Source organism: Streptomyces sp. NPDC001796, assembly GCF_042892355.1.
In the GTDB taxonomy this organism is placed as follows: domain Bacteria; phylum Actinomycetota; class Actinomycetes; order Streptomycetales; family Streptomycetaceae; genus Streptomyces.
This window is the reverse complement of record NZ_JBIAUC010000009.1, coordinates 118250-143961: the sequence shown is the minus strand read 5'-3', so window position 1 is coordinate 143961 and position 25712 is coordinate 118250. Positions and strand designations below refer to the sequence as shown.

Genomic DNA, 25712 nt, shown 5'->3' with positions numbered 1-25712 from the left:
CACCGGCCGCACTCTCCCCTATTGTCAGGACAAGATGATGACGAGTGTTCCGGTCAATCAGTCGGCGGCATATTCTCCCCCCGTGACCACTTCCGCACCCGAAGCCCTCGATTTCGCGCTGGACCGCAGCAGCCCGGTCCCCCTCTACTACCAGCTGGCGCAACAGCTGGAGGCGGCGATCGAGCGCGGGGCGCTGGGCCCGGGGAGCCTGCTGGGCAACGAGATCGAGCTCGCCGGGCGGCTCGGCCTGTCCCGGCCCACGGTGCGCCAGGCCATCCAGTCGCTGGTCGACAAGGGCCTGCTGGTCCGCCGCCGGGGCGTGGGCACGCAGGTGGTGCACAGCCAGGTCAAGCGCCCGCTGGAGCTGAGCAGCCTCTACGACGACCTGGAGGCCGCGGGGCAGAAGCCCGCCACCCGGGTGGTGCGCAACGAGGTGGTGCGGGCGTCCGCCGAGGTCGCGGCCGCGCTGGGGATCGCCGAGGGCGGCGACGTGCACCACCTGGAGCGCCTGCGCCTCGCCCACGGCGAGCCGATGGCGTTCCTGTCCAACTACGTGCCGGCCGGCCTGCTGGACCTCGACACCGACCGGCTCCAGGCCACGGGCCTGTACCGGATGCTGCGGAGCGTCGGCATCACCCTGCACAGCGCCCGGCAGACCGTCGGCGCCCGCTGCGCCACCGCCGAGGAGGCCGAGCGGCTGGGCGAGCCGGAGGGCGCGGCCCTGCTGACCATGCAGCGCACGGCGTACGACGACACCGGCCGCGCCGTCGAGTACGGCACCCACATCTACCGCGCCTCGCGCTACTCCTTCGACTTCCAGTTGCTGGTGCGGCCCTGACCGGCCGGGCTCACGACAGGTCCACCCAGGTGCGCCGCTCGGCCGAGCGGCTCATGGCGTCCAGCGCGGCGGCGCTGCGCACGGCGTCCTCCAGGGTCGGGCCGTGGGCGGTGCCTTCCGCCACGGAGCGCAGGAAGTGGTACGCCTCGATGACCTTGAGGTCGTCGTAGCCCATGCCGTTGGCCGAGCCGGGCTGGAAGGCGCCGTACTCGCCGTGGCCGGGGCCGACGTAGAGGGTGCTGACGGGCTGGTCCTGGTAGGCCGTACCGCGACTGACGCCGAGCTCGCCCATGCGGCGGAAGTCCCAGAAGAGGGCGCCCTTGGTGCCGTGGACCTCGAAGCCGTAGTTGTTCTGTTCGCCGACCGAGACCCGGCTCGCCTCCAGCACGCCGCGGGCGCCGGAGGCGAAGCGCAGCAGGCAGTCGACGTAGTCCTCGTTCTCCACGGGGCCCGGCACGCCGCCGGTCGCTCGGGTGTGGCCGGCGGTGGCGCCGGTGGGGCGGGCACGTTCGGGGATGAAGACGGCCGTGTCGGCGGCCAGCGACTCGATCTCGCCGAGCAGGAAGCGGGCGAGGTCCACACCGTGCGAGGCGAGGTCGCCGAGGACTCCGCTGCCGCCGCGCTCCCGCTCGTACCGCCAGGTCAGGGCGCCCTCGGGGTGGGCGGCGTAGTCGCTGAAGAGGCGGATGCGGACGTGGGTGACGGTGCCGATCTCACCGGAGGCGATCAGTTCGCGGGCGGTGGCGACGGCGGGCGCGGCCCGGTAGTTGAAGCCGACCGTGCCCTGCACACCGGCCTTGGCGACGGCGCCCGCGACCGCCCGGGCGTCCTCGGCGGTGAGGCCGACCGGCTTCTCGATCCAGATGTGCTTGCCCGCCTCGGCCATGGCGACGCCGATCTCGCGGTGCAGGAAGTTCGGGGCGGCGATGCTCACCGCCTTGACCCGTGGATCGGCGGCGATCTCACGCCAGTCGCGGACCGCCGTGGCGAAGCCGTACTGGGCGGCGGCCTCCTCGGCACGTCCGGGCACCTCGTCGGCGACCGCGACCAGTTCCGGGCGCAGGGGCAGCTGTGGAAAGTGGTGCGGCAGGCGGACGTAGGCCTGGGTGTGCACCCGCCCCATCCAGCCGAATCCCACGACGGCGACGCCGAGCGTACTCACCATGACTGCCCCTTTTTGGACCGTTCCATAACCTGCGCGGCCCACACTGAAGGGCATACCCGCACTTGTCAATCCCTTTGACAAGCGCGTCCACCCTATGGAACGGTCCACACATGAGACCGCCGACGATCCGCGATGTGGCCGAACGGGCCGGAGTGTCGAAGTCGCTGGTCTCCCTGGTGCTGCGCGGCTCCGACCAGGTGCGCCCGGAGAAGCGGGCGGCGGTGCTGGCCGCCGTCGAGGAGCTGGCGTACCGGCCCAACGCCGCCGCGCGCAGCCTGAGCGAGCGCCGCACCCGCACGGTCGGTGTCCTGCTGAACGACATGCGCAACCCCTGGTTCGTGGAGCTGCTCGACGGCCTGAACTCCCGGCTTCACGACGCCGGTCTGCGCATGCTGCTGGCCGACGGCCACCTCAACCGGCGCCTCGGCGAGGATCTGACCCGCACCTTCACGGACCTGCGGGTCGACGGGTTGATCGCCGTCGGCACCCTGCCGCCCTCCGAGGCCCTGCGCCAGGCCGCCGCCCGCATTCCCACCGTCGTCGCCGGGGCCCGCGAGCCCGAACTGCCCGCCGTCGACATCGTGGCGAACGACGACGAGCACGGTGCCCGCCTCGCCACCGAGCACCTCATCGGCCTCGGCCACCGCCGCATCGCCCACATCGCCGGGCAGGGAGTGGTCGGCGCACTGCGCCGGCGCAGTTTCGAGACCGTGATGCGCGAGCACGGCCTCGAGGACTCGGCGATCGTGGCACAGGGCGACCTGACGGAGGAGGGCGGCTACCGGGCCGCGATCCGCCTGCTCAGCGCCCGCGAACGCCCCACGGCCGTCTTCGCCTTCAACGACATCGCGTGCGTCGGCGCCCTCTCGGCGGCGGAGGAGCTGGGGCTGCGGGTGCCGCGCGACCTGTCCCTCGTCGGCTACGACAACACCTACCTCTCGCGCCTGCGGCACCTGTGGCTCACCACGGTGGACAACGGCAGCCACGACGTGGGCCGCCGCGCCGCCGGGCGCCTCCTGGACCGCATCGCCGACCCGGGCCGCCCGGCGGAACTGGTCCTGACGACACCGGCGCTGGAGGTGAGGGGGACGACGAGCGGGCCATCGGCCTGAGGCGTGGCTTCCGGCACCGCGGCGGCCGGGTCAGCGACGCGCGACGCGCGGCAGCGTCAGTTCGAACCAGACCGTCTTTCCCGCGCTCGTCCGGCTGGTCCCCCACTCACGGGCCAGCGTGCTCACCACGCGCAACCCGCGGCCGGACTCGTCACCGGGTCCGGCGCTGAGCAAGGTCGGCAGGGTGTGGTCGTCGTCGTCCACCTCGCACAACAGGGTGTCGCCGCGCACGAGCCGCAGTTCGACCGGGCGGCCGTGGGAGTGCCGTACGGCGTTGGTGACCAGTTCGCTGACCATCAACCCGGTGTTGTACGCGAGCGTGTCGAGCCCCCACTCGTGGAGCTGTTCACGGACCACCGCGCGGGCCCGGCCCACCTCGACGGGGTCCAGGGAGAACCGCCACACGGCGACGTCCTCGGGTTCGATGCCGGCCAGCCGGGCCATGAGCAGCGCCACGTCGTCCTTGCGGCCGCCGCACGTGTTGAGGGCACGGATGATCGTGTCGCAGGCGTCGTCCATGGAGGCCGCCGGGTGCGCGGCGGACTCGCACAGCGTGGCGAGCCCGACACCGATGTCCTCGCCGCGCACCTCGACCAGTCCGTCGGTGCACATCACCAGCCGGTCGCCGGGCGACACCGGCACCCGTACCGACTCGAACGGCACCCCGCCGACGCCGATCGGCGCACCCGTGGGCAGGTCGAGCAGTTCACTGCGCCCGTCCTCCGCGCGGACGATCACCGGTGGGATGTGGCCGGCGTTGGCGAGGTGCAGTTCGCTCGCGATCGGGTCGTAGACGGCGTACAGGCAGGTCGCGAGGTAGGTGTCGCCGAGCCGCTGGGCGAGGTCGTCGAGGTTGCGCAGCAGCTGGGCGGGCGGCAGGTCGAGCGCGGCCATGGTCTGTACGGCCGTGCGCAACTGGCCCATCATGGCTGCCGAGTTGAGCCCATGACCCATGACGTCGCCGACGACGAGGGCGGTGCGGGCCCCGGGCAGTTTCACGGAGTCGAACCAGTCGCCGCCGACGCGTCCGAGCAGGGTGCCCGGGAGGTAGCGGGTGGCGATGTCGCAGGCCGTCATGCGCGGTGCGATGTGCGGCAGCATGCTGTCCTGGAGGGTCTCCGCGACGTTCTCCTGGTACGTGTACATGCGCGCGTTGTCCAGCACGAGGGCCGCGCGGGCGGCGAGTTCGGCGCCCGTCACACGGTCCATGTCGTTGAACTCGGGACGCTCCGGATGACGCATCAGCGCCATGAAGCCGAGGACCACCTGACGCGCTTTCAGCGGCACGATCAGCATGGAGCGGTGGGTGATGAGGGGCCGGATGTCACGCTTGTCGAACTGGGAGGCGATGGCGTGCCCCATCTCCTCGCTGATGCGCGGGATGACGACGGGCTCTCCGGTGGTCATGCACTGGAAGAAGGGCGTCTGAGCCGGGAACGGCATGGCCTCGCCGACCGGCACGACGTCTTCCCAGCGGCCCGGCTCGTCGGTGTGCTCCAGGGCGACCCGGTGCCACATGGTGGTGGTGTCGGGCACTCCGTCGGGGAACCCCTCGCCGGCGACGACCTGTTCACGAAGATACGTGCAGGCCACGTCCGTGAACCGGGGCACCACGGCCTTGCTGACCTCGATGATGGTCTGCGCCAGGTCGAGGGAGGTGCCGATCTTGCCGCTGACCTCGTTGAGGAACTCCAGCCGCTCGCGTACCGCGGCGTACTCGAGGTCCTCGCCCTCGTCCTGAACGTCCTGCGGCACCGGCTGCCCGGCCGCCACGGCGCGCGCCGCCCGCTCCCGGCGCGCTCTGCGCTCCACGCGCCGGGGCACGCCCCAGTCGGGGGTGACGGGCACCCGGTCGTTCTGACTGAACTCCAGGATCGGATAGCCCAGTTCGAGGACCTGCGAGACGATGCGGGCGCTGTCGCCGACGCTCATGCTGGGCAGGATCTCCGGCAGCCTGCGGGCGAGTTCCTCCGCGCCGGGGAAGTCGGTGTGCAGTGCGAATGCGGGCGCGATGCGCGGGGCGGCCGTGCCGTCGTCCTGGGAATGCAGCGCACCCGCGTCGGCGGCCAGCACCAGCAGCCGTTCCGGGCCAGGACCGACCAGGGGGTACGCCCACCACAGCACGTCCACGCGCTCGGCGCCTGGCACGGAGAGCCGGGCGCGCCCGGCGGCCGGGTACGACAGCCGTCCGTCGAGCGAGGACTCCAGGTCGGGGCCGAGTCCGTCGTACGCCACGTACGCCCCGTAGGGTCCGGCGTCCTCACCTTCGGGCAGGGCTCCGGAGACGGGCAGCAGGTCGACGGCGGGCCGGCCGAGCGCGTCCTCCCTGGGGATGCCGAACAACCTCCGCGCACCCCGGCTCCAGTGCGAGACCAGCCCCTCGCGGTCCACCACTATCACGGCCAGCGGGATACGGCCGGCCGCGGCGTGCTCGGCCGCACCGTGCCCGGCCGAGGCGCCCGTCTCGGTGCCATGGTCCATGGCCCAGGCCCTTTCTCCCCGCTTGCAAGATCTGTGCCGCCACCAACACGGTAGGGCCCCGCCTGGTTGGGATGTGCAGCATTACGCGAATTGGTCCGATGGGGGCGCGGAGGCGCGCCCCGAAGGGGCGCGGGGCGGTGACATTCTGCGGCTCCGCCGCGTGGGCGCGACCAGCCGCGAACAGCCCGCAGCCGACAGACCTGTGACCCCCGCCCCCTCAGTCCTCATGTCCCAACTGCAGATCACGCTCGGTCCGACCGCCCCCGGCGACCTGCAACACCGTCGCCACCGGCGGGTAACCGGCCGCGATGACCGTGTACTCCCCTGACGACAGATCAACGAATCGATAGGTCCCGTCGGTCCCGGTGGTCAGCGTGTCGACGACGTTGCCCGCGGCATCCAGCAGCGTCACCCGCGCGTCCTCGACCGGCCGTCCGTCTCCCGCACGGACCGTGCCCCGCAGCACCGCGCCGCCCGCCAGTTCGACGTCCTGCCGGGTCTCGCGCGAGGCCTGCACGGTGACCGGGAGCGCGGCCGGGCGGAATGCGGGGGCGCTCGCGGCGAGGGTGTACTCACCGGCCACCAGCTCGGTGATGACGTAGCTTCCCTCGCGCCCGCTGCGGGTGGTCGCGACCACCTCTCCGTGCACGTTGGTGAGCGTGACGGCGGCGTCGCGCACCGGGGTGCCGTCGGCCGTGACCACACTGCCCGCCAGCCGGCCCGCGCCGCCGAGCACGACGTCCAGTTCGACCGGGCGCTCCCCGACGGTCACCGAGACGGCCTGCGGCTGGTGGCCGCCGGCCGCGGCGATGAGGACGTAGGACCCGGCGCCGGGCGTGGACAGTGCGTACCGCCCGTCCTCGCCGCTCGCGCCCCGCCCGATCTGCACGCCCGCGACGTCGATGAGGGTGAGCGCCGCGCGGGGGACGACGGTGCCGTCGGGGTGCTGGACCGTGCCGCAGACGGGCACGCCGGCGGCGTAGGGCGCGCGCGCATGAGGGACCTGGGTGGCGGTCGGACAGTCGGCTGGGGCGTGGTGGGACACCAGTGGTTTCTCCTTGAGGAAGAAGGCGATGAGCAGGCCGAGGACGATGACCGGGACGAGGTAGAGGAAGATCCGCGGCATGGCCTCGGCGTACGCCTGGATGTACGCGTTCCGCAGCGTCGGCGGCAGTGCGTGGACGAGTTGCGGCGTGATGGACTCGGGGTCGGGCAGACGGGCGCCCGCGCTCGCCGGGAGGCGTTCGCGCAGGGCGTCCGAGAGCCGGTGGGCGAACAGGGTCCCGAAGACGGCGGCGCCCACGCTGCCGCCGATCTGCCGGAAGTAGTTGTTGGCGCTGGTCGCGGTGCCGAGGTCGGCCGGGCGGACGGAGTTCTGCACGGCGAGGATCAGCACCGGCATCACCAGGCCGATACCCGCGCCGAGGACGGCCATCCAGACGCTGTACTCCAGCCGCGGCGTGTCCACGTCGAGCCGGGACAGCAGCCACATGCCGATCGCGGCGAGGACGCTGCCGAGGAGCGGGAAGGCCTTGTACCGGCCGGTGTGGCTGATGAGCTGTCCGCTGATGATCGAGGCGCCGACGATTCCGGCCATCATCGGCAGCATCAGCAGCCCGGACCCGGTGGCGCTCGCCCCGTCGACCATCTGAAGGAAGGTGGGCAGGTAGCTGGCGGCGCCGAACAGGGCGACGCCGATGACGAGACCCACCAGTGCGGTGACGTTGAAGACCGGGTCCCTCAGCAGCCGCAGCGGGATGAGGGGTTCGACGGCGAACCGCTCGACCACCAGGAAGAGGACGCATCCCAGGGCCGCGCCCGCGCCGAGCCCCAGGATGACCCGCGAGTCCCAGGGGTACTCGGTGCCGCCCCAACTGGTCAGCAGCACCAGGCAGGTCGACGTCGCGGCCAGCAGGAGGGTGCCGAGGACGTCGAGGCGGGCCTTGACGGTGGGCTTCGGCAGTTTCAGCACCGCCGTGACGACGGCGAAGGTGACCAGGCCGAAGGGCACGTTGACGTAGAAGCACCAGCGCCAGGAGAGGTGGTCCGTGAAGTAGCCTCCCAGCAGGGGGCCGGCGACGGAGGCGAGACCGAAGGCGGCGCCGATGATGCCCATGTAGCGGCCGCGTTCGCGGGGCGGGACGATGTCCGCGATGATCGCCTGCACACCGATCATGAGGCCGCCGGCGCCGACGCCCTGGATCGCGCGGAAGGCGATCAGCTGGTCCATGGTCGACGCCCGGCCGGCGAGCGCGGAGCCGACGACGAAGACGCCGATCGCGAACTGGAAGACGCCCTTGCGGCCGAAGAGGTCACCGCACTTGCCGTAGACCGGAAGGCCGACGGTGGAGGTCAGCAGGTAGGCGGTGATCGCCCAGGACATCCGGTCCAGGCCGTGCAGCTCGCCCACCACCTTGGGGAGCGCGGTGGCCACGATCATCTGGTCGAGGGCGGCCAGCAGCAGCGCGAGCATGAGCCCGACGAACACCAGCCGGATCCGGCGGGGGCCGAGCGCCACGGGCGGCTCGACGCCGGCCGGCTCCCGGTGCGTGTCCGGGACCACGGACAGCACGGCCCGCTCGTCGTCCACGTCCACCGCAGTCGTCCCGCCCACGTACCGCTCCCCTCGTCGCGTCTGCGCCGCACATTTCTCGCATTGCGCGACAACAGGGATCAAGCGCGACGAGTCGCCCGTGAGACGGGCCGTGGAAGGTATGCGCCGGTCGGAGCGCTACGGCGCACCACCGCGCCCCGCGGAAAACCACTCGAAACGGTGAGCGCGAGAATCAGCCCGTCGACTGACGGCGCGCGCTCCGGGGAGCGGAACACAGGTCCCGAGCCCCCGGAGCGCACAGGGAGTCATGGCGGCGCGAACGGACTCCTGCCGCTCACACCCGACGGCGTACGCCCCGTCACTTCTCCACGTCGGCAGCGAGCTTCGCGAGGATCGCGTCGTAGATCCGGGCGAGACCCTTGGGCGCGAAGGTCCTCTCGAAGAAGCCGCCGATGCCGCCGGCGCCCTTCCAGGTGGTGGTCACGACGACCCGGGACCTGCCCTCGCCGGCCGGGGTGACCCGCCAGGTGGTGACCATGGAGGAGTTGCGGTCCTTCTCGACGAGTTCGCCGTCGGTCGGCTCGCCGACCTCCAGCAGGCAGTCACGGACGCGCTTGCTGGTGGCCTGGAGCTTCCAGTGCACGAGGGTGCCCTCGCCGTCGCCGCCCTCGCGCACCTCGTACTCGCTGAACTGCTCGGGCAGCAGACGCGCGCGGGTGCCGCTGTAGTCGGCGAGCGCGTCGAACACCGTCTCCGGGTCCGCCGCGATGGTCCGCTCCGTGGTGGCCTCGACCTGCGCCATGAACTTCCTCTTTCTGTACGTGTGATGGGGTGTGCGCCATCCCATCACACCCGGGGCGTGGCCCCGGACCGCACCCGCGCCCTCGACTGCCGCTCATCCTCTGCGGACACCGACAGGCGCTCCTCGAAGAACGCGAGCGCGCGCAGGTGGTACGCGCGCGCCGCCCAGCCCAGGCTGATGTTGTGTCCCGCCGCGGGCTGCCGTTCGACGCGGACCACCGGCGCCGCGGCGAGGCGCGCGGTGAGGTCGGCGAGGTCCCGTTCCCCGTGCAGCCACCACGCCTCGTGCTCGGCGAAGGTCAGCCTCACGGGGATCCGGACGCGCGGCGCCAGGTCCTCGAACAGCGCGGGCCAGTGGGCGACTTCGGCGGCCTCGCGGGCGGGCATGGGAGCGATGAGCGAGCCGATCGAGCGGAACGTCCCCGGCGGATACAGCCACAGCGGACCCCAGTTGCGCCCCCGGTGCGCGCCGCGCCCGATCTCGAGCAGTTCGGCGGGCTCGACCCCGTAGCGGTGTCCGCAGCCGGAGACGTCCAGCGCGAGCAGCCCGTCGGCGCGCGCGGCCGTCACGAGGGCGAGTTTGCCGCCGTAGGAGTGCGCCAGCAGGAAGAAGCCCGCTCCGGTGGCATATCGCGCAGCGAACGACTCCAGGGCGGCCTGAAGCACCTCGGCCTGCTCGGCGAGGGTCTGCCCGTCGGGCAGCCGGCCGGCCGACAGCCCGTAGCCGGGCCGGTCCACCGCGAGCACCGTGAAGCCGAGGCGCGCGCCGAGGGTGAGGAGGGACAGGTCGGGGTGGGCCTGCCCGTCGAAGTAGCCCGCCGTCATGCCGCCGCCGTGCAGGGCGACCACGGTGGCGCGCGGCTCGCCGTCCGGCACCTCGGCGAGCAGGCACGACAGGGTGACGCCCGCGGCTTCCAGGGTGAGGTGACGTACGCCCGTGGAGAGGCTCCCCGGCAATCTCGACTGCTGCATCTCTCTGTTATGACGCAGACAGAGCCACGGGGGTGAGGGGCGCGCCGACGTCCCACGCGCCGGCGCGCGACAGCCTGCCCCGAAAAGCCCAGGTCGGGATCGACTCCCTCTCGATTCGAACTCGCGACCGAATCTACCTCGCGATCAAGGGAACGTGTGTTCTATTCTGTGGCGCAGTGCTATCGAGGAGGCGCCCATGCGCTGGGATCATCTGGCCGAGAACCCCGCCGCGGCCCGGGGCGCCGCGCTGTTCGACGCGGACACGGTGACCACCCGCACCTTCGACACCCCGGAGTTCCGCGGCATCACCTTCCACGAGGTCCGGGCCCGTTCGATCGTGAACCGGGTGCCGGGCGCCTCACGCATGCCGTTCGAGTGGACGGTCAACCCCTACCGGGGGTGTACGCACGCGTGCGTGTACTGCTTTGCCCGCAAGACGCACAGCTACCTCGACCTGGACACGGGGCTCGGCTTCGACAGCCAGATCGTGGTGAAGGTCAACGCGCCGGAACTGCTGCGCACCCACCTCGGCTCCCCTCGCTGGCACGGCGAGCACATCGCGATGGGCACCAACGTCGACTGCTACCAGCGGGCCGAGGGCCGCTACCGGCTGATGCCGGGCATCATCGCGGCGCTGCGCGACCACGCGAACCCCTTCTCGATCCTCACCAAGGGCACCCTGATCCTGCGCGACCTCGACCTGCTGAAACAGGCCGCCGAGGTCACCGACGTCGGCATCTCCGTCTCCGTCGGCTTCACCGACCAGGAGCTGTGGCGCACCGTCGAACCGGGCACCCCTGCCCCGGAGCGCCGGCTGGACGTCGTGCGCACGCTCGGCGAGCACGGCATCGGCTGCGGTGTCCTGATGGCCCCCGTGATCCCCTTCCTGAGCGACCACCCGGCCCAACTCCGCGCCACCGTCCGGGCGATCGCCGCCGCCGGGGCGACCTCGGTGACCCCACTGGTGCTGCACCTGCGCCCGGGCGCGCGCGAATGGTTCATGGCCTGGCTGGAGCGCCGGCACCCGTACCTCGTACGCCGTTACGAACGGCTGTACGCGGACGGCGCCTACGCCCCGAAGTGGTACCAGCGCCGGATCACCGGCCAGGTGCACGAACTGGCCCAGGAGTACGGCATCGGCCCGACGCGCCCCGGGATGCCGCGCAGGATCCGCCGGCCCGAGCCCGAACCGGTTGCGGCGGAGCCGACGGTGACCGGGCCGACACAGCTCTCGCTCCTGTGATCGACGCGGAGACGAGCGCCTCTTGATTCCATACCGGTCCGGCGAACTTTTCGGGGCCCGTTCCCGGCGCCGCGTGGCGCCGGGAACGGGCCCCGCCCGACGTGCGTCACGTCAGTGCAGGTTCTGCACCGCCGGGTCGGTGAAGCCGACGGCGAAGACCGTGCGCAGGGACGAGGTCGTCGAGCCGTTGTAGCCGGAGCAGGCGTCCAGCGTGCTCGTCGGCGTGTGCTCGTCGTACCGCGGGTCGCTCGGGCTGAAGCAGATGCCCTCGGTCAGCCCCCACAGCTCGTCGACCTGGGTCGCATCGAGCTTCGGCCAGTGGCTCAGGGCCTGCGGCGGTCCGGCCGCCCAGTTGCCTCCGGCCGCGCAGGTCGTCCCGGCTCTGGTGTCGCCGATCCACGTGTGGGAGTAGACGCCGGGCTGGGTGCCGCAGCCCTTGTGGAAGGCGAAGTTCAGTACGCCCTGGCCGTCGGTCCAGGTCATGCCGCCCTGCAGCCCCCGGTAGCGGGATGCGGCGTAGGCGTCCTGGATGACGGTCTTGCCGCCGGACATGTTGAGGAGCCCGGGGTAGGTCGAGGCGCTCGTCGGGTTGAGCTGGTAGCGCACCACGCGGCCGCCGTCGACCCCGCCGTACCACTCGCCGGTGACCAGCTTGTACGGGCTGCCGCCGGTCTTGTCGAGGGAGAGCCAGGAGTAGCAGAGGTGGTCGGGGTCGAGGCTGCCGGCGTTCGCGTCGGAGTCGCACGCGGTGGGTGTGCCCGACTGCTGGTAGTAGTGCACCTCGGGCAGCACGTACGGGAAGCCGCAGGCGCTCGAGCGGCCGCCGCTGATGCCGTAGGTGCTGACGCCGGAGCCGTAGTCGTCGACCTTGGCGAGCTTGTTGATGTCGAACACCCGGATGCCGTGTGCGGTGTCCGTGACGTAGATGTAGTTGGAGTACCAGACGATGCCGCCGCCGTGGCCGGTGACGAACTTGAAGTTCGACGCGCTCGAGGAGGTGCTGGTCGGCTCGGCGAGCAGGACGTGGCGGTACTTGCCGGTGTCGCGGTCGATGAAGGTGAGCTTCAGCAGGTTGTCCGTCTTGCAGCCGCTGGAGGTCTCCCCCGACAGCGTCTCGTAGTGCCAGGAGACCGCGGCGACGTGGTCTCCCTGGATCGCGCCGTCGCTGCCGTCGGCCGTGCCGGTGGTGCTCAGGCCCTGCGGGTACCAGTGCTGGGTGGTGTCGTCGCCGTGCGCCGACGACCAGCACCAGGCGACCTTGGTGGTCACCGGCGGCAGCGCCTTGGTCTCGTTGCCCGAGCAGGTTCGCATCGAGTCCAGGTTCAGCCAGGAGTCGGTGGCGCCCGACGAGTTCGTGGTGTAGTTCGTGGTGATGACGTCCGTCAGGCCGGCGTGGTCCGTCAGGTAGTTGTTGTAGAGGTTGCTCGTCGCGGCGACGTAACTGGTGTCCGTCATCTTGAACTGGTCGCCGCTGAGCGTCAGCTGCGTCACCGTGGGTGTGTCCACCGCCGTCGCCGGCTGTCCCGTCAGCCCGGCGAACAGGGCGGCAGCGGCGACGACCACGGCCAGTTGTCTGAATCTGCGTATGGGCGCCACGCGCACCTTCCAGGAAGCGGACCGAGGCATGCCTCGTCCGGAGCATGCCAACCTGCAAAACGCATAGAGCATAGGCGAGGCGCGCCGAGCCGCCACTGCCCTTCGTGTCGCGGGCCACGGTGAGGGGCGTACATCCGCTGGGTGGGTGGCTCCACGGCGTGCCTCCCGCCGCAGAGCACATTCAACGTCTCCGGCGGACAGCTCGACGCCGTGCGTATTTCCAGCGCGGCGACCTGCTGACCGGACCCGAGGCCCAGGGCAGCAGGCCGTCTGCCCTGGGCCCTTGGCGGCCGGGCGAGTTGCCGGTCGGCCCGAGCCCGTGGCAGCGGAACAGCGGACCCGCGGTGACCGGTCCGAAGCGGCTCTCGCTCTTCTGATCGACGTGCATACGAGCGGCTTGCGCGGCCCAATCGGGTCAACCGCTGTCTGAACAGCGCTCTTCCGGACGGTCGTTCCGGGACGATGCGGCAAGGACCCGGCACCCGCGGTCCGAATCCCTCCGTCCTGGGAGGTCCGACATGACACACCGCGCAGCCGTGCTGTGCGGCGCCGCCCTGGTGGTGGCCGGGATGCTCACCACGGCCCCGGCCGGCGCGAGCACACCGCGCACCACGGACACCGCACCGGCGGCGCACCTGACCTGGAAGAAGTGCGGCACCACCAAGTATCCGACGCTCCAGTGCGCGACCGTCACGGTGCCGCTGGACCACGCCAACCCGCGCGGACAGCAGATCACGCTGGCACTGTCCCGCGTTCCGCACACCGCGAAGACGTATCAGGGACCGCTGCTGGTCAACCCCGGCGGGCCAGGAGGCAGCGGTCTGGCCCTCGCCGGATACGTCGCCTCCTCGCTGCCCAAGGCAGTGGCGGCGCAGTACGACGTCATCGGCTTCGACCCGCGGGGCGTGGGAAAGAGCAAGCCGGCCCTGAACTGCACGCCCGGCTACTTCACCCCGGTCCGCCCCGACACGGTTCCCCTCACCCCCTCCCGGGAGAAGGCGAACCTGGCCCGCGTCGCCTCCTTCGCCCGGGCGTGCGCCACCAAGTACGCGGACGTGCTGCCGTACATCGACACGGTGAGCACCGCGCGCGACCTGGACGCCATCCGGCAGGCGCTGGGGGCCGAGAAGCTCAGCTACTTCGGCTACTCGTACGGGACCTACCTGGGCGCCGTCTACGCGAAGCTCTTCCCGCAGCGGGTGCGCCGTCTGGTGCTCGACTCCATTGTCGACCCCGAGGGGGTGTGGTACGAGAACAACATCCGGCAGGACTACGCCTTCAACGACCGTCACCGGGCGTTCCTGGCGTGGGTGGCGCGGCATGACGCGGTGTACGGGCTCGGCACCGATCCGGCCGCCGTCGAGGTCAGGTGGAAAGCGATGCGGGCGGTGCTGGCCATGAGTCCGGCCGAGAAGAAGGTGGGTGCCTCGGAGTTGGAGGACACCTTCATGCCGGGCGGCTACTACGACGGCTACTGGCCGCACCTCGCCGAGGCGTTCGCGGCCTATGTGAACGACAAGGACCCCCGTCCGCTGGTCCAGGCGTACAAACGCTACGGCGCGGTCGAGGCCTCGGGGGACAACAACTACTCCGTCTATGTCGCGGTGCAGTGCCGCGACGCCTCCTGGCCGCGCGACTGGGCGCGGTGGCGCGCGGACACATGGGCGGTGTACGCCAAGGCGCCGTTCATGACCTGGAGCAACGCCTGGTACAACGCGCCGTGCGCCTTCTGGCCGACGGGATCGCTGCGGCCGGTGGACGTGTCCAACGACGCGCTGCCGCCTGCGCTGCTGTTCCAGGCGACCGACGACGCCGCAACGCCGTACCAGGGCGGGCTGACGATGCATCACCTGCTGCGCGGCTCCAGCCTGGTGGTCGAACAGGGCGGCGGCAACCACGGCGTCACCCTGAGCGGGAACGCCTGCCTGGACAGATATCTGGCGGCTTACCTCGCCGACGGTACGGTGCCGCGCGGCACCGGCGACATCAACGCGGTGTGCCAGAGGCTCCCCGAACCCAAACCGCTGACCGGCAAGCCCGCGTCCCCGGAGGCGTCCGGTGCGGGGCACGGTTCGACGCTGCACGGGCTGCTGGGCTTCCACGGCTGAGCGGCCGGGGGGACGCCGCCCGTCGGGGGCGTGGAAGGTCACTGTCAGACCCGTGGTCCACCATGGGACCCATGAGCGAGCTGACCAGGATTCCCGCCCCCGACGGGGTCGCCCCCGCCGCCCCTTACTCCCATGTCGTCATGGGCACCGGCCGCTTCGTCGCGATCTCCGGCCAGCTCGCCCTGGACGAGGACGGCGAGCTGGTCGGCGAGGGCGATCCGGCGGCCCAGGCCCGGCAGGTCTTCGAGAACCTGCGGCGCTGCCTGGCAGCCGCCGGAGCCACATTCGACGACGTCGTCAAACTCACGTATTTCGTAACAGACATGGCATACATGCCCGCGATCCGCGAGGCCCGCGCCGCGCACATACCCGACGACCGGCTCCCCGCGTCGTCGGCGGTGCAGGCGGCGGCCCTGGTGCGCCCGGAGTTCCTGATGGAGATCGAGGCGTACGCGATCGTGCCGGGTTGATCCGTGGCTCGGTGATCCCGCGTGGTGGTCACCGCCCGCCGGGGATGCGGGCCAGTGCGTGGACCGCCGCCTGAGCCAGGGCCGGGTGGGCGAGGGCCTCGTTCAGGACGGGTCTGGCACGGGGGTCGCCGAGAGCTCCCAGCCCTTCCACGCAGGCGAGCGCCACCTTGCGGTAGGGATCGTGCGGGCGGAGCCGCCGCTGCAACGTGGTGATCAGCGCGGGCACGGCCTCGGGGGCGCGCAGCTCGACGAGCAGGCGTACGGGGTGAAGGGCGTAGGCAACGCGGAGCTCGTTGGTGGCGAGGGCGGCTGCCGCACGGGCGGTACGCGGGTCGCCGAGCCGGGCCAGGGCGTGGGCGGCCGACGCGCAGCGCTGCGCGTCCCGGTGGTTGAGCAGCAGGACGAGCGTCTCGAAGGACCGCCGGTCGCCCGCGACGCCGAGCCGGAACGCGGCCAGTTCGCGGGCCCACAGCGGCTGCCCCGGCTCGGTCAGTACGGCGGCCAGCTCCTCCGGATCATCGGTGGCCGCCAGCCGCTCGTGGACCGGGGACCCGCCGCTCTCGGTCCGTGAACGCTCGGTGAGCGATCGCAACGCTTCGTCCATGCTCCCGAGCCTAGGCGCGCGGCAGGTGCGGCGGGACCCAGATCACAAAGCCGAGGGCTGGCGCGCTCGTTACCCGCGGGTTAAGCTCAGACGAGCGAGTTACCCACTCGCGAGACTCGCGGCGGCCTGGTGACGCAGCCGTCGTGAGTGCTGGTCGGTTCGGTACTTCGTGTACCTCAGTACGACTCGGCTCCGGGACAGGGCCGGTCGGTATCGCCGTTCCGGGCGTGTGCACGTCCGTGACACGGCCCCGGGCGTGTGCGTTCGTCAGCCCGGCAAGCACCCGCACTCATCGCCCTGTGGTGCGCCCTCGGCGCACCCAGGCGCACCCCCTCAGTCGTCACCCTCATTTCCTGGAGTCCCGCGATGGCCACTCCCTTGTCCGACACCCCCCTGTCCCCGCTCAAGACCGTTGCCGTCGTCGGCCTCGGCACCATGGGCACCGGCATCGCCGAGGTGCTCACCCGGGCCGGCCGCGAGGTCGTCGGCATCGACATCAGCGAGGCCGCCGCCTCGAAGGCCGTCGCCACCCTGGAGGCCGCCACCGCCCGCGCCGTCAGCCGCGGCCGTATGACCGAGCGGGAACGCGAGGACGCCCTCGCCCGCTTCCGCACCTTCACCGACCTGCGGGCCGCCGCCGACGCCGACCTGGTGATCGAGGTGGTCCCGGAGTCGTACGAGATCAAGCAGCAGGTCTTCCGCGCCCTCGACGACATCGTGCGCCCGGACACCGTTCTCGCCACCGGCACCAACGCCCTCTCGGTGACCCGGCTCGCCGCCGACTCGGCCCGCCCCGAGCGCGTCCTCGGGCTGCACTTCTTCAACCCGGCCCCGGCGATGCGGCTCGTGGAGATCGTCTCGTCCGTGCTGACCGCGCCCGCGGTGGTCACCGCGGTCACCAACCTGGCCCTGGACCTCGGCAAGGAGCCCGTCGCGGTGGGCGACCGGCCCGGTTTCGTCGCCGACGGCCTGCTGTTCGGCTACCTGAACCAGGCCGCCGCGATGTACGAGTCGAAGTACGCCTCGCGCGAGGACATCGACGCCGCGATGAAACTGGGCTGCGGGCTGCCCATGGGGCCGCTCGCCCTGCTCGACCTGATCGGCATCGACACGGCCCGCACGGTCCTGGAAGCCATGTACGCCGCCTCCCACGACCGTCTGCACGCTCCCGCGCCGATCCTCAAGCAGCTCAGTGAGGCGGGCCTGACCGGCCGGAAGGCGGGGCGCGGCTTCTACACCTACGAGGCGCCGGGCAGCCCGGTCGTCGTCCGCGACGCGCTGACCCCGCTGGAGGGCGGCTCCCTCGTCCCGGGTCGCACGGTCCGCTCGGTCGGTGTCGCGGGCTCGGGCACGATGGCGTCCGGGATCGCCGAGGTCTTCGCCAAGGCCGGGTACGAGGTCGTGCTCGCGGCCCGCACCGAGGAGAAGGCCCAGTCCGCCAAGGCCCGTATCGGCAAGTCGCTGGCGCGCTCGGTCGACAAGGGCCGGATGACCACGGAGGCGGCCGCGCAGACTTTGGACCGGATCAGGCCGACGGGCTCCTACGACGACTTCGCGGACGTCGACCTGGCCCTGGAGGCCGTCGCCGAGGACCTGGAGGTCAAGCGGCAGCTGTTCAGCACCTTCGACAAGGTCTGCAAGCCCGGCGCGATCCTCGCCACCACCACCTCCTCGCTGCCCGTCGTCGCCTGTGCCCGCGCCACCTCGCGCCCCCACGACGTGATCGGCATGCACTTCTTCAACCCGGCGCCGGCCATGAAACTGGTCGAGGTCGTCCGCACGGTGCTGACGGCGGACGACGTCCACGCGACGGTGCGCGCACTGTGCGGCTCGATCAGGAAGCACCCCGTCGACTGCGGCGACCGCGCCGGATTCATCGTCAACGCGCTGCTGTTCCCGTACCTGAACAACGCCGTGAAGATGGTGCAGGAGCACTACGCGTCCCTCGACGACATCGACGCGGCGATGAAGCTGGGCGGCGGCTACCCGATGGGGCCGTTCGAACTGCTCGACGTGGTCGGACTCGACGTCTCGCTCGCCATCGAGAAGGTGCTGCACCGGGAGTTCCGCGACCCCGGACTGGCCCCCGCGCCGCTTCTGGAACACCTGGTGGCCGCGGGCTGCCTCGGCCGCAAGACCGGCCGCGGCTTCCGCGAATATGCCAAGCGCTGACCGGCGCGGCGACCGGCTCCACGGCGGCGCCGACTGGGGCGGACTGCTCGACCCGACAGGTCACCCCCCGCCCGCGCGGGGCGGGGGGAAGCCGGGACATGCGCACCATCCTGCGCAGATGCAGTACGTTCGGGTCATGTCCCAGCCCGCCAAGTCCTCACGTACACCAGCTACGCCCGACGCGCCGGAGAGCGCCGCAGGCTCTCGCGCCGCCGCCCAGCGGCTCAAGATGCGCCGGGAACTGGCGGCCGCGGCGATGGAGCTGTTCGCCACCAAAGGGTACGAAGCGACCACCGTCGACGAGATCGCGGCAGCCGCGGGGGTCGCCCGGCGCACCTTCTTCCGCCACTTCCGCTCCAAGGAAGAGGCGATCTTCCCGGACCACGACGACACCCTGATCCGGGCCGAGGCGGTGCTCAACGCCGCGCCCGCGCACGAGCACCCGCTCGACACCGTGTGCCGCGGCATCAAGGAAGTCATGAGGATGTACGCGGCCCGGCCGGAGATCTCCGTGCAGCGCTACAAGCTGACCCGCGAGGTGCCGACGCTGCGCGAGGCGGAGATCGCCTCGGTGGCCCGCTACGAACGCCTCTTCACCCGCTACCTCCTCGGCCACTTCGACGAGCACGCGCACGACGACGACGCGAACGACGACCCGCTGCTGGCCGAGGTCGCCGCCTCCGCGGTCGTCACCGCGCACAACCACGTACTGCGGCGCTGGCTGCGGGCGGGCGGCCAGGGAGACGTGGAGGCTCAGCTGGACCACGCCTTCGCGATCGTCCGCAAGACGTTCGGCACGGGGATCGGGGCCGGACGGGACACCGCCCCCCGGACGGCGACGGCCTCTGCGACCACGCACGGGGAGGTGCTGGTCACGGTGGCCAGGACGGACGCGCCCCTGGACGAGGTCATGCGCACCATCGAGCAGGCCCTCAAGGAGCGCTCGTAACCTTCTGTAACACGACGGGCCGACGGCGGCACTGGGTGCCGCCGTCGGCCCGTTCGTTTGCGCGTACTCAACAGTAGCTTTGATCGATCATCGCTCATTTGTTACGTAAAGATTTCATCTGAGGCCAGCTTCTGGCACCCAGTGCCTTGCGGGGTGACACACAGTGCCATACGGTGGTGGTGTCCGGGCGGCCGGCGTGCAGAGACCATTCGTACGCCGGCTGTCCCCGCAAGCCCTTCGGCGAGCGCGCCCGGACGCCTGCGTCACAGGCACCCTCCGCGCCACAAAGCGCTGCCAAGCACCACCTTCGCCGAACCGACGGCACCCCTCTCACCAGCAGCACTACCGACGTAACCCTCAGCGTCCCCCTCAAGACGCCATTCGCCGGAGGCACCACCGTGAAGGACATCCTGGACGCCATTCAGTCGGGGACCGCCACGTCCGCCGACTTCGCCGCCCTTCCTCTCCCCGAGTCCTACCGCGCGGTCACCGTGCACAAGGACGAGACGGAGATGTTCGCGGGCATGCCCACCCGCGACAAGGACCCCCGCAAGTCACTGCACGTGGACGAGGTCCCGCTGCCCGAGCTCGGCCCGGGCGAGGCCCTGGTGGCCGTCATGGCCTCCTCGGTCAACTACAACTCGGTGTGGACCTCGATCTTCGAGCCCCTGTCGACGTTCGGCTTCCTCGAGCGCTACGGCAAGCTCTCGCCGCTGACCAAGCGGCACGACCTGCCGTACCACATCATCGGCTCCGACCTCGCGGGCGTCGTCCTGCGCACCGGCCCCGGCGTGAACGCCTGGAAGCCCGGTGACGAGGTCGTCGCGCACTGCCTGAGCGTCGAGCTGGAGTCGCCCGACGGTCACGACGACACCATGCTCGACCCCGAGCAGCGCATCTGGGGCTTCGAGACCAACTTCGGCGGCCTCGCGGAGATCGCCCTGGTCAAGTCCAACCAGCTGATGCCGAAGCCGGGCCACCTGAGCTGGGAGGAGGCCGCGGCCCCTGGCCTGGTCAACTCCACCGCGTACCGGCAGCTCGTCTCCCGCAACGGCGCCCAGATGAAGCAGGGCGACAACGTCCTGATCTGGGGCGCGAGCGGCGGCCTCGGCTCGTACGCCACGCAGTTCGCGCTCGCGGGCGGCGCCACCCCGATCTGTGTCGTCTCCTCGCCGCAGAAGGCGGAGATCTGCCGCAAGATGGGCGCCGAGCTGATCATCGACCGCAACGCCGAGGACTACCGGTTCTGGAAGGACGAGAACACCCAGGACCCCAAGGAGTGGAAGCGCTTCGGCAAGCGCATCCGCGAGCTGACCGGCGGCGAGGACGTCGACATCGTCTTCGAGCACCCCGGCCGCGAGACCTTCGGCGCCTCGGTGTACGTCACCCGCAAGGGCGGCACCATCGTCACCTGCGCCTCCACCTCCGGCTACATGCACCAGTACGACAACCGCTACCTGTGGATGTCGCTGAAGCGCATCATCGGCTCGCACTTCGCGAACTACCGTGAGGCGTACGAGGCCAACCGGCTCATCGCCAAGGGCAAGATCCACCCGACGCTGTCGAAGGTGTACTCCCTGGAGGAGACCGGCCAGGCCGCCCACGACGTCCACCGCAACGTGCACCAGGGCAAGGTCGGCGTGCTGTGCCTGGCGCCCGAGGAGGGCCTGGGCGTGCGCGACCACGAGATGCGCGCCAAGCACATCGACGCCATCAACCGCTTCCGGAACGTCTGAGGCGAGCGGAGGTCACACATGACTGAGCGTCAGTCCTCCGAGACACGGAGGGAGAAGGACCGGCCGTGGCTCATGCGGACCTACGCCGGTCACTCCACGGCCGAGGCGTCCAACGAGCTGTACCGGCGCAACCTCGCCAAGGGGCAGACCGGTCTGTCGGTGGCGTTCGACCTGCCGACGCAGACCGGCTACGACGCCGACCACATCCTCGCCCGCGGCGAGGTGGGCCGGGTCGGGGTCCCCGTCTCTCACCTCGGTGACATGCGCCGGCTGTTCCAGGACATCCCCCTGGAGCAGATGAACACCTCGATGACCATCAACGCCACGGCCATGTGGCTGCTGGCGCTCTACCAGGTGGTCGCGGAGGAGCAGGGCGCGGACATCACCAAGCTCCAGGGGACGACCCAGAACGACATCGTCAAGGAGTACCTGTCCCGCGGGACGCACGTCTTCCCGCCGGGACCGTCGCTCCGCCTGACGACGGACATGATCGCGTACACGGTCTCCCACATCCCGAAGTGGAACCCGATCAACATCTGCAGCTACCACCTGCAGGAGGCGGGCGCCACGCCCGTCCAGGAGATCGCGTACGCGATGTCCACCGCGATCGCCGTCCTGGACGCCGTGCGCGACAGCGGCCAGGTGCCGCAGGAGCGCATGGGCGATGTCGTCGGCCGTATCTCCTTCTTCGTGAACGCGGGCGTCCGCTTCATCGAGGAGATGTGCAAGATGCGTGCCTTCGGCCGCATCTGGGACAGGATCACGCGCGAGCGGTACGGCATCGAGGACCCCAAGCACCGCCGCTTCCGCTACGGCGTCCAGGTCAACTCGCTCGGCCTGACCGAGGCCCAGCCGGAGAACAACGTCCAGCGGATCGTGCTGGAGATGCTGGCCGTCACCCTCTCCAAGGACGCACGCGCGCGTGCCGTGCAGCTTCCGGCCTGGAACGAGGCCCTCGGCCTGCCCCGCCCCTGGGACCAGCAGTGGTCGCTGCGCATCCAGCAGGTGCTGGCGTACGAGAGCGACCTGCTGGAGTACGACGACATCTTCGAGGGCTCGAAGGTGATCGAGGCCAAGGTGGACGAGCTGGTCGAGGCGGCGCTCGCCGAGATCGAGCACATCCAGGAGATGGGCGGCGCGATGGCGGCCGTCGAGTCCGGCTACCTCAAGTCGCAGCTGGTCGCCTCGCACGCGGCACGCCGGGCCCGTATCGAGTCGGGCCAGGAGAAGATCGTCGGCGTCAACATATTCGAGGGGACCGAGCCGAACCCGCTGACGGCCGACCTGGACACCGCGATCCAGACGGTCGACCCGGCGGTGGAGGCCCGTGTCATCGAGTCCCTCCAGCGCTGGCGCGACACCCGCTACCAGCCTCCCTTCAACCACCCGCGCCCCTGCAAGGCGCTGGAGCGGCTGAAGGAGGCCGCGAAGGGCACCGACAACCTCATGGAGGCCACCCTGGAGTGCGCCCGCGCCGGGGTCACGACCGGCGAGTGGGCCGGGGCCCTGCGCGAGGTGTTCGGCGAGTTCCGGGCCCCCACCGGCGTGTCGTCCGCGCCCGTCGCGGTGGCCGCCGAGGAGGGCACCAAGCTGGCCGAGGTCCGCCGCAGGGTGGACGCCACCGCCCGCGACCTGGGCGTCGGCAAGCTCCGTTTCCTGGTGGGCAAGCCGGGCCTGGACGGGCACTCCAACGGCGCCGAGCAGATCGCCGTGCGGGCCCGTGACGCCGGGTTCGAGGTGGTCTACCAGGGCATCCGGCTCACCCCCGAGCAGATCGTGGACGCGGCCCTCGCGGAGGACGTGCACGCGGTCGGGCTCTCCATCCTCTCCGGCTCGCACGCCCAGCTGGTGCCGGACGTGCTGGAGCGGCTGCGCGAGGCCGGCGCGGCCGACATCCCGGTGATCGCCGGCGGGATCATCCCGAACGGCGACGCCGAGCAGCTCAGGGCCGCTGGAGTGGCCGCGGTCTTCACCCCGAAGGACTTCGACATCACCGGGATCATCGGCCGTATCGTCGACGAGATCCGGAAAGCGAACAAGCTCGACCCCCTGGAGGTCCCCGCATGACAACGCCCGTCAACCGCCTCCGCCCGCGGCGCTCCTGCCTGGCCGTACCGGGCTCGAACCCGCGCTTCCTGGAGAAGGCGCAGGGCCTCCCCGCCGACCAGGTCTTCCTGGACCTGGAGGACGCGTGCGCGCCGCTCGCCAAGCCGGAGGCGCGGCACACCATCGTCAAGTTCCTCAATGAGGGCGACTGGACGGGCAAGACCAGGGTGGTCCGGGTCAACGACTGGACGACCGAGTGGACCTACCGGGACGTCGTGACCGTCGTCGAGGGCGCGGGCCCCAACCTCGACTGCATCATGCTCCCGAAGGTGCAGAACGCCGAGCAGATCGTCGCCCTCGACCTGCTGCTGACGCAGATCGAGAAGACCATGGGCTTCGAGGTCGGTCGCATCGGCATCGAGGCCCAGATCGAGAACGCCCAGGGCCTCAACAACGTCAACGCGATCGCGCAGGCCTCCCCGCGCATCGAGACGATCATCTTCGGCCCGGCCGACTTCATGGCGTCGATCAACATGAAGTCGCTCGTCGTGGGCGAGCAGCCGCCCGGCTACCCGGCGGACGCCTACCACTACATCCTGATGAAGATCCTGATGGCCGCCCGCGCCAACAACCTCCAGGCGATCGACGGCCCCTACCTCCAGATCCGCAACGTCGACGGCTTCCGCGAGGTCGCCGGCCGCGCCGCCGCGCTCGGCTTCGACGGCAAGTGGGTGCTCCACCCGGGTCAGGTCGACGCCGCCAACGAGGTGTTCTCGCCCTCCCAGGAGGACTACGACCACGCCGAGCTGATCCTGGACGCGTACGAGTACTACACCTCGGAGGCGGGCGGAAAGAAGGGCTCCGCGATGCTCGGCGACGAGATGATCGACGAGGCCAGCCGCAAGATGGCACTGGTCGTCGCGGGCAAGGGCCGCGCCGCCGGCATGCAGCGCACCAGCAAGTTCGAGATCCCGGAGGCGTGAGCGGCATGCAGTTCGGACGGACCTACGAGGAGTTCGAGGTCGGTGCGACGTACAAGCACTGGCCGGGCAAGACGGTCACGGAGTACGACGACCACCTGTTCTGTCTCCTCACCATGAACCACCACCCGCTCCACATGGACACGAACTATGCGGAGAAGACGACGGACTTCGGCAGGAACGTCGTCGTGGGCAACTACATCTACTCGCTGCTGCTCGGCATGTCCGTCCCGGACATCTCCGGCAAGGCGATCGCCAACCTGGAGATCGAGTCGCTCAAGCACGTGGCGCCGACCTTCCACGGCGACACGATCTACGGCGAGACGACCGTGCTCGACAAGTGGCCCTCGAAGTCGAAGAACGACCGCGGCATCGTCCACGTCGAGACCAAGGGCTACAAGCAGGACGGCACGCTCGTGTGCGTGTTCCGCCGCAAGGTGATGGTGCCGACCGAGACGTACATCAAGGAGCGCGGCGGCGAGCAGCCCGGCCGCCCGGAACTGAAGCAGCAGGAGAAGTAGGCCATGGCTCGACTCGCCCAGACCGCCGGTCTGACGGACGTCCAGCAGGAGATCATCTCCACCGTCCGGGACTTTGTCGACAAAGAGATCATCCCGGTCGCGACCGAGCTGGAGCACCGCGACGAGTACCCGCAGCAGATCGTCGACGGCCTGAAGGAGCTGGGCCTGTTCGGTCTGATGATCCCCGAGGAGTACGGGGGTCTGGGCGAGTCGCTCCTGACCTACGCGCTGTGCGTGGAGGAGATCGCCCGGGGCTGGATGTCGGTGTCCGGCATCATCAACACGCACTTCATCGTGGCGTACATGCTCAAGCAGCACGGCACGCAGGAGCAGAAGGACCACTTCCTGCCGAGGATGGCGGCCGGCGACATCCGCGGCGCCTTCTCGATGTCGGAGCCCGGACTCGGCTCCGATGTGTCGGCGATCACGTCCAAGGCGGTCAGGGACGGCGACGAGTACGTCCTGACCGGCCAGAAGATGTGGCTGACGAACGGCGGCACGTCCTCGCTGGTCGCCGTCCTCGTCAAGAGTGACGAAGGCCACCCCGAGGGCACGGCACCCCACAAGTCCATGACCACCTTCCTGGTCGAGAAGGAGCCCGGTTTCGGCGAGGTCCGTCCCGGCCTCACCATTCCGGGGAAGATCGACAAGATGGGCTACAAGGGGGTCGACACCACCGAGCTCATCATGGACGGCCTGCGCATTCCGGCCGATCGGGTGCTCGGGGGGGTCACCGGCCGGGGCTTCTACCAGATGATGGACGGAGTCGAGGTCGGCCGGGTGAACGTCGCGGCGCGTGGCTGCGGGGTCGCTCAGCGTGCCTTCGAGCTCGGCGTGTCGTACGCGCAGCAGCGGCACACCTTCGGCAAGCCGATCGCCCAGCACCAGGCCATCCAGTTCAAACTGGCGGAAATGGCCACCAAGGTCGAGGCGGCGCATGCCATGATGGTGAACGCAGCACGCAAAAAGGACTCCGGTGAACGAAACGACCTCGAGGCAGGGATGGCGAAGTACCTCGCCTCCGAGTACTGCAAGGAGGTCGTGGAGGACGCCTTCCGGATCCACGGCGGCTACGGCTTCTCCAAGGAGTACGAGATCGAGCGCCTCTACCGCGAGGCCCCGATGCTGCTGATCGGTGAAGGTACCGCCGAAATCCAGAAAATGATCATCGGTCGCCGACTGCTCGAAGAGTATCGACTCCAGGGTTAGATATGCCGATACGGGGTGTTTTCTTCGCGAAGAAGATCACACCCCGTCAACACTCTTCGGCCGCCGACTCGGGCTTCTGGCTTGCCCAGTTGCGGCCCACGACCGGTACGATCGCCGGAAAGCCGCCGTCCCCCGTTGAAGCGCGGCATCATCCG

General features: G+C 70.5%; 19 protein-coding genes. 12 read left to right on the top strand and 7 right to left on the bottom strand.

Annotation, left to right across the window (positions count from 1 at the left end; translation table 11 throughout):
- Nucleotides 1-37: 37 nt before the first annotated feature.
- The gene (locus ACFYZE_RS20290) at nt 38-838 is read left to right on the top strand and encodes a GntR family transcriptional regulator (RefSeq protein ID WP_388996063.1); all 801 of its coding nucleotides are present in this window, start codon (nt 38-40) and stop codon (nt 836-838) included.
- A 10-nt stretch (nt 839-848) separates the two neighbouring features.
- On the opposite strand, the gene ACFYZE_RS20285 is transcribed toward ACFYZE_RS20290, so the two are convergent.
- Nucleotides 849-2003, bottom strand: coding sequence for a Gfo/Idh/MocA family protein (locus ACFYZE_RS20285; protein ID WP_388995634.1), 1155 nt, complete (start codon nt 2001-2003; stop codon nt 849-851).
- Nucleotides 2004-2113: 110 nt separating this feature from the next.
- Between ACFYZE_RS20285 and ACFYZE_RS20280 the strand changes: the two genes are divergently transcribed.
- Entirely contained in the window at nt 2114-3115 is a 1002-nt protein-coding gene (locus ACFYZE_RS20280) for a LacI family DNA-binding transcriptional regulator (RefSeq protein ID WP_388995631.1), read from the top strand.
- Between the two features lie 30 nt (nt 3116-3145).
- Here the strand turns inward: ACFYZE_RS20280 and ACFYZE_RS20275 are convergent, their stop codons facing one another.
- The 4 genes from ACFYZE_RS20275 to ACFYZE_RS20260 all read right to left on the bottom strand — a co-directional run bounded on the left by ACFYZE_RS20275 (nt 3146) and on the right by ACFYZE_RS20260 (nt 9923).
- Complete coding sequence (locus ACFYZE_RS20275) at nt 3146-5596, bottom strand: SpoIIE family protein phosphatase (protein ID WP_388995629.1); 2451 nt, start codon at nt 5594-5596, stop codon at nt 3146-3148.
- Nucleotides 5597-5813: 217 nt separating this feature from the next.
- Nucleotides 5814-8210 carry an MFS transporter gene (locus ACFYZE_RS20270; protein WP_388995627.1) on the bottom strand — a complete coding sequence of 799 codons (2397 nt, stop codon included), beginning with the start codon at nt 8208-8210 and terminating at the stop codon, nt 5814-5816.
- Between the two features lie 298 nt (nt 8211-8508).
- Nucleotides 8509-8952: an SRPBCC family protein gene (locus ACFYZE_RS20265; RefSeq protein WP_388995625.1), complete on the bottom strand. Its 444-nt coding sequence runs from the start codon at nt 8950-8952 to the stop codon at nt 8509-8511.
- Between the two features lie 44 nt (nt 8953-8996).
- Nucleotides 8997-9923, bottom strand: a complete 927-nt coding sequence (locus ACFYZE_RS20260; protein ID WP_388995622.1) for an alpha/beta hydrolase — start codon at nt 9921-9923, stop codon at nt 8997-8999.
- A gap of 196 nt (nt 9924-10119) precedes the next feature.
- Between ACFYZE_RS20260 and ACFYZE_RS20255 the strand changes: the two genes are divergently transcribed.
- Nucleotides 10120-11166: an Rv2578c family radical SAM protein gene (locus ACFYZE_RS20255; RefSeq protein ID WP_388995619.1), complete on the top strand. Its 1047-nt coding sequence runs from the start codon at nt 10120-10122 to the stop codon at nt 11164-11166.
- Nucleotides 11167-11277: 111 nt separating this feature from the next.
- On the opposite strand, the gene ACFYZE_RS20250 is transcribed toward ACFYZE_RS20255, so the two are convergent.
- Nucleotides 11278-12762, bottom strand: coding sequence for a hypothetical protein (locus tag ACFYZE_RS20250; RefSeq protein WP_388995617.1), 1485 nt, complete (start codon nt 12760-12762; stop codon nt 11278-11280).
- A gap of 518 nt (nt 12763-13280) precedes the next feature.
- On the opposite strand from ACFYZE_RS20250, the gene ACFYZE_RS20245 reads away from it, so the two are divergent.
- Entirely contained in the window at nt 13281-14870 is a 1590-nt protein-coding gene (locus tag ACFYZE_RS20245; protein ID WP_388995614.1) for an alpha/beta hydrolase, read from the top strand.
- Nucleotides 14871-14941: 71 nt separating this feature from the next.
- On the top strand, nt 14942-15340 hold the full coding sequence (locus ACFYZE_RS20240; RefSeq protein ID WP_388995611.1) for a RidA family protein: 399 nt from the start codon (nt 14942-14944) through the stop codon (nt 15338-15340).
- Between the two features lie 28 nt (nt 15341-15368).
- Here ACFYZE_RS20240 and ACFYZE_RS20235 read toward each other — a convergent pair whose 3' ends face one another.
- On the bottom strand, nt 15369-15944 hold the full coding sequence (locus ACFYZE_RS20235) for an adenylosuccinate lyase (protein ID WP_388995608.1): 576 nt from the start codon (nt 15942-15944) through the stop codon (nt 15369-15371).
- Between the two features lie 366 nt (nt 15945-16310).
- Between ACFYZE_RS20235 and ACFYZE_RS20230 the strand changes: the two genes are divergently transcribed.
- The 7 genes from ACFYZE_RS20230 (at nt 16311) to ACFYZE_RS20200 (ending at nt 25557) form a co-directional block, all read left to right on the top strand.
- Nucleotides 16311-18116 (top strand): 3-hydroxyacyl-CoA dehydrogenase family protein, encoded by a 1806-nt coding sequence (locus ACFYZE_RS20230; protein WP_388995605.1) that lies wholly within the window; start codon nt 16311-16313, stop codon nt 18114-18116.
- A 136-nt stretch (nt 18117-18252) separates the two neighbouring features.
- Nucleotides 18253-19065, top strand: coding sequence for a TetR family transcriptional regulator (locus ACFYZE_RS20225; protein WP_388995602.1), 813 nt, complete (start codon nt 18253-18255; stop codon nt 19063-19065).
- A 398-nt stretch (nt 19066-19463) separates the two neighbouring features.
- On the top strand, nt 19464-20801 hold the full coding sequence (gene ccrA, locus ACFYZE_RS20220; protein WP_388995599.1) for a crotonyl-CoA carboxylase/reductase: 1338 nt from the start codon (nt 19464-19466) through the stop codon (nt 20799-20801).
- An 18-nt stretch (nt 20802-20819) separates the two neighbouring features.
- Nucleotides 20820-22868, top strand: coding sequence for a protein meaA (locus tag ACFYZE_RS20215; RefSeq protein WP_388995596.1), 2049 nt, complete (start codon nt 20820-20822; stop codon nt 22866-22868).
- Nucleotides 22865-23830 (top strand): HpcH/HpaI aldolase/citrate lyase family protein, encoded by a 966-nt coding sequence (locus ACFYZE_RS20210; RefSeq protein WP_388995593.1) that lies wholly within the window; start codon nt 22865-22867, stop codon nt 23828-23830. The genes ACFYZE_RS20215 and ACFYZE_RS20210 overlap by 4 nt, the downstream gene beginning before the upstream one ends.
- 5 nt (nt 23831-23835) lie before the next feature.
- Nucleotides 23836-24348 carry a MaoC family dehydratase gene (locus tag ACFYZE_RS20205; RefSeq protein WP_366027535.1) on the top strand — a complete coding sequence of 171 codons (513 nt, stop codon included), beginning with the start codon at nt 23836-23838 and terminating at the stop codon, nt 24346-24348.
- A 3-nt stretch (nt 24349-24351) separates the two neighbouring features.
- Nucleotides 24352-25557 (top strand): acyl-CoA dehydrogenase family protein, encoded by a 1206-nt coding sequence (locus ACFYZE_RS20200; RefSeq protein WP_388995589.1) that lies wholly within the window; start codon nt 24352-24354, stop codon nt 25555-25557.
- Nucleotides 25558-25712 lie beyond the last annotated feature (155 nt).

Bases quoted from the DNA above. Each gene is read 5' to 3' on its own strand.
- ACFYZE_RS20290 (WP_388996063.1), top strand. From the start codon at position 38: ATGACGAGTGTTCCGGTCAATCAGTCGGCGGCATATTCTCCCCCCGTG.
- ACFYZE_RS20285 (WP_388995634.1), bottom strand. From the start codon at position 2,003: ATGGTGAGTACGCTCGGCGTCGCCGTCGTGGGATTCGGCTGGATGGGG.
- ACFYZE_RS20280 (WP_388995631.1), top strand. From the start codon at position 2,114: ATGAGACCGCCGACGATCCGCGATGTGGCCGAACGGGCCGGAGTGTCG.
- ACFYZE_RS20275 (WP_388995629.1), bottom strand. From the start codon at position 5,596: ATGGACCATGGCACCGAGACGGGCGCCTCGGCCGGGCACGGTGCGGCC.
- ACFYZE_RS20265 (WP_388995625.1), bottom strand. From the start codon at position 8,952: ATGGCGCAGGTCGAGGCCACCACGGAGCGGACCATCGCGGCGGACCCG.
- ACFYZE_RS20260 (WP_388995622.1), bottom strand. From the start codon at position 9,923: ATGCAGCAGTCGAGATTGCCGGGGAGCCTCTCCACGGGCGTACGTCAC.
- ACFYZE_RS20255 (WP_388995619.1), top strand. From the start codon at position 10,120: ATGCGCTGGGATCATCTGGCCGAGAACCCCGCCGCGGCCCGGGGCGCC.
- ACFYZE_RS20245 (WP_388995614.1), top strand. From the start codon at position 13,281: ATGACACACCGCGCAGCCGTGCTGTGCGGCGCCGCCCTGGTGGTGGCC.
- ACFYZE_RS20240 (WP_388995611.1), top strand. From the start codon at position 14,942: ATGAGCGAGCTGACCAGGATTCCCGCCCCCGACGGGGTCGCCCCCGCC.
- ACFYZE_RS20235 (WP_388995608.1), bottom strand. From the start codon at position 15,944: ATGGACGAAGCGTTGCGATCGCTCACCGAGCGTTCACGGACCGAGAGC.
- ACFYZE_RS20230 (WP_388995605.1), top strand. From the start codon at position 16,311: ATGGCCACTCCCTTGTCCGACACCCCCCTGTCCCCGCTCAAGACCGTT.
- ACFYZE_RS20225 (WP_388995602.1), top strand. From the start codon at position 18,253: ATGTCCCAGCCCGCCAAGTCCTCACGTACACCAGCTACGCCCGACGCG.
- ACFYZE_RS20215 (WP_388995596.1), top strand. From the start codon at position 20,820: ATGACTGAGCGTCAGTCCTCCGAGACACGGAGGGAGAAGGACCGGCCG.
- ACFYZE_RS20210 (WP_388995593.1), top strand. From the start codon at position 22,865: ATGACAACGCCCGTCAACCGCCTCCGCCCGCGGCGCTCCTGCCTGGCC.
- ACFYZE_RS20205 (WP_366027535.1), top strand. From the start codon at position 23,836: ATGCAGTTCGGACGGACCTACGAGGAGTTCGAGGTCGGTGCGACGTAC.
- ACFYZE_RS20200 (WP_388995589.1), top strand. From the start codon at position 24,352: ATGGCTCGACTCGCCCAGACCGCCGGTCTGACGGACGTCCAGCAGGAG.